At 66.0% G+C, this 6,000-nt stretch carries 5 protein-coding genes; 2 read left to right on the top strand and 3 right to left on the bottom strand.

The window, feature by feature from the left end; genetic code table 11:
- Positions 1-311: 311 nt before the first annotated feature.
- Positions 312-2,237, bottom strand: a complete 1,926-nt coding sequence (asnB, locus tag ACPXB3_RS06745; RefSeq protein WP_425705820.1) for an asparagine synthase (glutamine-hydrolyzing) — start codon at positions 2,235-2,237, stop codon at positions 312-314.
- A 423-nt stretch (positions 2,238-2,660) separates the two neighbouring features.
- Between asnB and ACPXB3_RS06740 the strand changes: the two genes are divergently transcribed.
- Both ACPXB3_RS06740 and ACPXB3_RS06735 read left to right on the top strand, forming a co-directional pair.
- Positions 2,661-3,731 (top strand): cytochrome c oxidase subunit II, encoded by a 1,071-nt coding sequence (locus ACPXB3_RS06740; protein ID WP_425705821.1) that lies wholly within the window; start codon positions 2,661-2,663, stop codon positions 3,729-3,731.
- Entirely contained in the window at positions 3,728-4,144 is a 417-nt protein-coding gene (locus ACPXB3_RS06735) for a cytochrome c oxidase subunit 4 (RefSeq protein WP_425705822.1), read from the top strand. Before ACPXB3_RS06740 ends, ACPXB3_RS06735 begins: the two co-directional genes overlap by 4 nt.
- Positions 4,145-4,199: 55 nt before the next feature.
- Here the strand turns inward: ACPXB3_RS06735 and ACPXB3_RS06730 are convergent, their stop codons facing one another.
- The gene (locus tag ACPXB3_RS06730) at positions 4,200-4,637 is read right to left on the bottom strand and encodes a hypothetical protein (protein ID WP_425705876.1); all 438 of its coding nucleotides are present in this window, start codon (positions 4,635-4,637) and stop codon (positions 4,200-4,202) included.
- Positions 4,638-4,660: 23 nt separating this feature from the next.
- Positions 4,661-5,791: a bifunctional phosphatase PAP2/diacylglycerol kinase family protein gene (locus tag ACPXB3_RS06725; RefSeq protein ID WP_425705823.1), complete on the bottom strand. Its 1,131-nt coding sequence runs from the start codon at positions 5,789-5,791 to the stop codon at positions 4,661-4,663.
- Positions 5,792-6,000 lie beyond the last annotated feature (209 nt).

Here is a 6,000-nt window from a genome sequence, read left to right as displayed (position 1 = left end):
CGACGCGCCCGGCGGGGTGGCGCCGCATCGTCGCTGCGCTCCTCGCTCTTCGTCGTGCAGACCCGACGCGCCCGGCGGAGTTGTTGGCGCCGGCTTCGCCGTCGCGCCCGCCGGGCTCTTGGCGCCGGGTCTTCCTCCTCATCGCATCGTCGCTGCGCTCCTCGCTCTTCGTCGTGCAGACCCGACGCGCCCGGCGGGGTGGCGCCGCATCGTCGCTGCGCTCCTCGCTCTTCGTCGTGCAGACCCGACGCGCCCGGCGGGGGAGCAGCTGGCGTCGTGCGGACCCGACGCGCCCGGCGGGAGTCGGCGAGCTACAGCCGGACGGGGTAGGTGTGGTCGGTGATCTCGGGAACCAGCGTCTGTTCGACGAAGATGGCGTGCCAGACCATGAAGATCAGCACCGTCCACAACCGGCGGCTGTTGTCGACGGTGCCTTCTCGATGCTCCTCGAGCATCGTGATGACGGCCGCCTTGTTGAACAGGTGATCGGTCTGCGAGGCGGTGATCGTCTCGTGCGCCCAGTCATACATCTGTGAGCCGGCGAGCCAATGGCGGATCGGGACGGGAAAGCCCAACTTCTTGCGGTGCAACACGTGCGGCGGCACGATCTGCTCGAGCGCCTTGCGTAGCGCGTACTTGGTGGTGCCGTGGGCGATCTTCTCGTCGAACGGCAGCGCCTCGGCAACCGCGAACACCTCGGGGTCGAGGAACGGCACACGCAACTCCAGCGAATTGGCCATCGTCATCTTGTCGGCCTTGACGAGGATGTCCCCGCGCAGCCAGGTGAACAGGTCGATGTGTTGCATCCGTGCAACCGGATCCCAGTCCTGGCTGCGCGCGTAGATCGGTGCGGTCACATCGGTGTGCGTCCACTCCGGACGGTAATCGCGCAAGACCGCGCGCAGGCGCGCGTCGTCAAAACTGCGGGCATTGCCGTAATAGCGCTCCTCGAGCGTCAGCGACCCGCGATGCAGCAGGCTCTTGCCGCGGGTGCCCTCGGGAATGCGGTCCGACACCTTGCCCGCCATGCGGCGCAACATCTGCGGCAGTCGGTCGAACGCCGACAACGACAGCGGCTCCTTGTAGATGGTGTAGCCGCCGAACAACTCGTCGGCGCCCTCCCCGGAGAGCACCACCTTGACATGTTTGCGGGCCTCGGCGGCGACGAAGTACAGGGGCACCAACGCCGGATCGGCCACCGGGTCGTCGAGGTACCAGACGATCTTCGGGATCGCGCTGATGAATTCGTCCTCGTCGACGACCTTGACGATATGGCGGGCGCCGATCGCCTCAGCGGACTCGGCGGCGACGTCGATCTCGGAATAGCCGTCGCGATCGAATCCGGTGGTGAACGTGATGAGGTCGGGGTTGTGGCGGATCGCCAGCGCCGCGATCGCCGTGGAATCGATGCCACCGGACAAGAACGAGCCAACCGTCACGTCGGCACGCATGTGCTTGGCCACCGAATCGGCGAGCACGTCGGCGATCTCGTCATAGCGCTTCTGCCGGGTCGCGTCGGTGACCGGCCGGATGCCGAACTGCGGTGTGAAATAGCGCGTCACCGAAGGGGCTTGGCCTGGGCGAACCGTTGCGTGGCAACCTGATTCGAGTCGACGGATCGAGGTGTGCAGCGTCTCCGGCTCGGGCACGTACTGCAGTTCCGTGTAGTGCTCGAGCGCGCGCAGATCCAGGTCGGCCGACACATCGAGTCGATCGATCAGCTCCAGCAGGCTCTTCTTCTCACTGCCGAAGGCGGTGCCGCCCGGGCCCGTCGCGAGGAACATCGGCTTGATACCGAACGGGTCGCGCGCCAGGAACAGCGTCCGGGTTTCGGTATCCCAGATGGCAAAGGCGAACATGCCGCGCAGCCGGCGCACCGCATCGGGCCCCCAATGATGGAACGCCGCGACAATCGCCTCGCCGTCGCCCTCCGTGCGGAATACGGCGTGCTCGTCGTCGGCCAGTTCGGCGCGCACCTCCAAGTAGTTGTAGATCTCGCCGTTGAACACCAGGGCATAGCGTTCGGGACTTTCCGGCGGGCCCCAGCGCAGCGGCTGATGCGAGTGCTCGATATCGATGATCGAGAGGCGATTGAACCCGAGGACCAGATCGTCGTCGTGCCAGGTGCCCGGTTCGTCCGGGCCACGATGACGCATGCAGTGCGAGGCCGCGGCGATGAGGTCGACGGCGGATCCGGCCGATCCGTCGGGGGTCAGCAGACCGAGCAAGCCACACACAGGGATTCAGGCCTCTTTCGGATAGTGGGAACAGGTCACCGAACAAGATGATCCGGCCGGGTCCGAGTATGCCGCATCGGGGATGTCCGGGTGCTCCGGCGTAGGGCTCGTCGGCGACCAAATCATCGGCCGACAGGGCATGTCGGGGCGTCCGGCGCGAATTCGACGCGCTGATCCACCCCAACCGAAAAAGTTCCTGAGAGTTGGTCTACGCTGCGTAGTACATAGGCGCGGCCACGGTCTGACCGTGGTGCCCGCGGGCAGTTCGGCCGGTGGCCGGGTTCCCTTCGGAGACAACGCGTCGGAGCAGGTCATGTGGCATGCGACTCGCGTGACGGGAACGTCGCGGCGAGCGAGCAGGAAGGCGTGAAATTGGCACACGGTGAACGGCCCCGAGCCCGGCGTGTTTCGTCCGCGTCGCGGGTGACAAAACGGTTCGGCATAGTCGCGATCCTCGCCGTCGGTGCTCTGGTGATGACGGGCTGCCGAGGCGACGACGTCGCGAGGTTCGGCTGGCCCACCGGCATAACCCCACAGGCGGAGGCAATGCGCCACCTGTGGACGTGGTCGGTCATCGCGGCATTGATAATGGGCATCCTGGTGTGGGGTCTGATCTTCTGGACCATCACCTTCCACCGGCACAAGGAAGGTCAGGACGAATTCCCGCGACAGACCGCCTACAACGTGCCACTGGAGCTGACCTACACGGCCATTCCGTTCGTCATCATCGCGGTCCTGTTCTACTTCACGGTCATCGTGCAGACCGACGTGGAGAAGAAGACCGACGACCCCAAGGTCGTCGTCGACGTCACCGCCTTCCAGTGGAACTGGAAGTTCGGGTACCGGCAGGCCGAGATCGGTGGCCAGGAGAAGCACTACCAGAGCACGCTGGGTAACCCCTTCGATCTGCAGGTGCAACAGGAGAACACGCACGACGGCGAGCCGCTGCCCGGACCGGACAACGGACGCAACAACGACATCCGCGACTACCTGCGTTTCGACAAGGTCGAGACCATCGGTACCTCCACCGAGATCCCGATCCTGGTGCTGCCGACCGATCAGCGTGTCGAATTCGAGCTGGCCGCAGCCGACGTCGTCCACTCCTTCTGGGTGCCCGAGTTCCTGTTCAAGCGCGACGTGATGCCGTTCCCGAAACAGAACCACACCGAGAACGTCTTCCAGATCGAGAAAATCGATCGTACCGGCGCGTTTGTGGGGCGGTGCGCGGAGATGTGCGGCACCTACCACTCGATGATGAACTTCGAGGTGCGAGCGATCTCGCCGCAAGACTTCGAGCGGTACATGACTTACCGGGACAACAACCCGCGTGCGAGTAACGCCGAAGCGCTGCAGGCGATTTGCCAGCAACCGAAATCGGTGGTGACCGTGCCGTTCGACACCCGCCGCCAATCCGACGGCACCGCAACCGCCACCGGCGATCCGAACAACACCCGCCTCCCGGGCTGCACGATCAAGGAGAGTGACTTCCAGTGAAGATCGAAGCACGGCTCTTCGAGCTCCTGACTGCGTTCTTCTTCCTCGCCGGCGTCATCTACACGCTGTGCACCGCCTTCACGTCGCGCGGCGTGGAGTGGGTGGGCGTCGTCGGCATGTTCTTCAGTGCCGGACTGACGTTGATCGCCGGAACCTACTTCCGGTTCGTCGCACGTCGCGTAGAGATCCGGCCGGAAGACTACGAGGACGCCGACGTCGAGGACGGTGCGGGTGAACTCGGATTCTTCAGCCCGCATTCGTGGTGGCCGATCCTGGTCGCCGCCTCGGCCGCGATGTTCGCCATCGGCTTCGCGACCGGCAACATCTGGTTCTGCATCTTCGCCGCCGTCTGCATCATCGGCAGCGCAGCCGGGCTGGTCTTCGAGTACCACGTCGGACCGGAGAAGCACTGACCGACGGCCGATGAGCCGTCGGGGGGCCGCCGGCGCCGACCCACCACGATCAGACTCAGCCGCACCCCGACTCGGGGTGCGGCTGAGTCATTCCTATGGGCTCGACGGATATGACGGCGACGCGGTCGGGCCGGCGGAGGCAGGTCCGACCCACACCGTGACCGGCGGGCGACGCGACTGCTCGCAGGTCACCGGCCGACGATGCTCGACCCGTACACCTGCAAAGCGCGGTAGGCGACGCGGACCGTGCCGCGCGGTACGACTCACCGATTTCACCGTCGTGCGCGACGACGACCGGGTCGTCGGAGGTGAAGGAAAACTGCGGTACCTGCATCTCTCGATACGAGCTCGACCGCTGCAGACGGCCGCTGACCAATTCGAGCACCAAACGGGCGTACGCCCACCGGTTTCCGCTGAGCAGGAAGCGCACGTCGAGGAGTCCGTCGTCGAGGCGTTCGCGGCGGGAAGTGGCGAAACCCGACGAACCGTACATGGAATTTCCGAGGAGGAACAGCGTCACATCGAGTTCTTCGCCGTTGACCCGGATGCGCTGCGGGCGCGCATGACCCACACATGCAGAATCGCCACGGTACTCGCCACCGTTTTTCCCGTGCGGTGTTCGAGGCGTTCGCGCGCGCGGACGAAATGCGGATATGAGCCGATGCTGACGGTGTTGAGAACCAACCGTTCGTTGTTGATCCAGGCGACATCGACACGGCACACCTGCCGGTTTCGCAGTGCATCGAGGGTGTCGTCGACGGTGAGGGCGCCGATGTCGCGGCCGAAGTGATTGAAGGTGCCGCCGGGAAACACGGCGAGTGGACGATCGGCGGCCAATGCGGCCGCGGCAGCGGCAGCCACCGTCCCATCCCCGCCGGACACGCCGAGCACCTCACAGTCGGCAGCAGCTGCGCGAGCGACGTCGCGAAAGTCGTCGTCGGAGCCCAGTTCGACGATGCGCGCGGCCGGCAGCTCGTCGACGAGCTGTGCCCGGATCGCGCCGCCGCTCCCGCTGCCGACGATGGGTTGAGCAGGACGGTGACATTTGCGCCGTCTGTCACCGGCGGGCCGTCGCCGCGGGTAGGCGGCTGTCGGCGGGATGCAGATGCGCCGGCGCATGATCGGCGGCGCAATCCGAGCGCCGGCGGTGGCCACCGCCGCGCCGATGCCCAGTCCGATCGCCACGTCGCCCGGATAGTGTGCGCCGGTCGCGACCCGCGAGAATCCGACAAGACCCGCCAACGCGGATAGCCCAAGGCCCGCAACGGAATTCTCGATCGCGACACCGATCGCAAACGCCGCGGCGCTGGCCGAATGGCCGGAGGGCAGTGAGTTGGATGTGGGCAGGACGCGACTTCGGCGGATGGCAGGCACGAGGGTGGTGTTCGGCCGGGCTCGTCGGCGGATGCGTTTGGCGACCTGATTGGTCACAAGACTGGTCACCGCGAGTGAACCGAGACCACGCACGGCACCGCGCTGAAGGTCGGGCCGGCCGCTTACGGCCAGCGCGGCTGCGACGACGAGCCACAGCTTGCTGTGGTCGGCCGCGCGGGTGAGGCTCGGCATCGTCGCGTCGAGTAGTGGGCTGGGAGATCGGGCGATCGAGTCGTAGACGGCGGCGTCGAGCGCGCCGAGTGAGCGAGTCACCTCGTTCACTCGCTGGTCGACCGCGTGGACTGGCAAGCGGCAGCGTGTGATTCGGGGCATGGTTGCCACCGAACTGGCCGGGGTAGGGGAGTGGGCAGACCCGCTGTGGCCGAGGTCGATAGCGTGCCGGGTCACGATCCCCGGAAGTGAACATACGAATCGGCTGCCGTCACCAGTTCGGTGACGGCAGCCGATTCGTGTTGTCGGAC

Origin of the sequence: Gordonia sp. DT219 (assembly GCF_049847065.1) — a bacterium.
GTDB lineage: Bacteria > Actinomycetota > Actinomycetes > Mycobacteriales > Mycobacteriaceae > Gordonia.
Note: the sequence above shows the minus strand (reverse complement) of the source record. Positions and strands in the feature narration are given on the sequence as shown.

Excerpts from the sequence above, each read along its gene's own strand:
- ACPXB3_RS06730 (WP_425705876.1), bottom strand. The coding sequence starts at position 4,637 with ATGTACGGTTCGTCGGGTTTCGCCACTTCCCGCCGCGAACGCCTCGAC.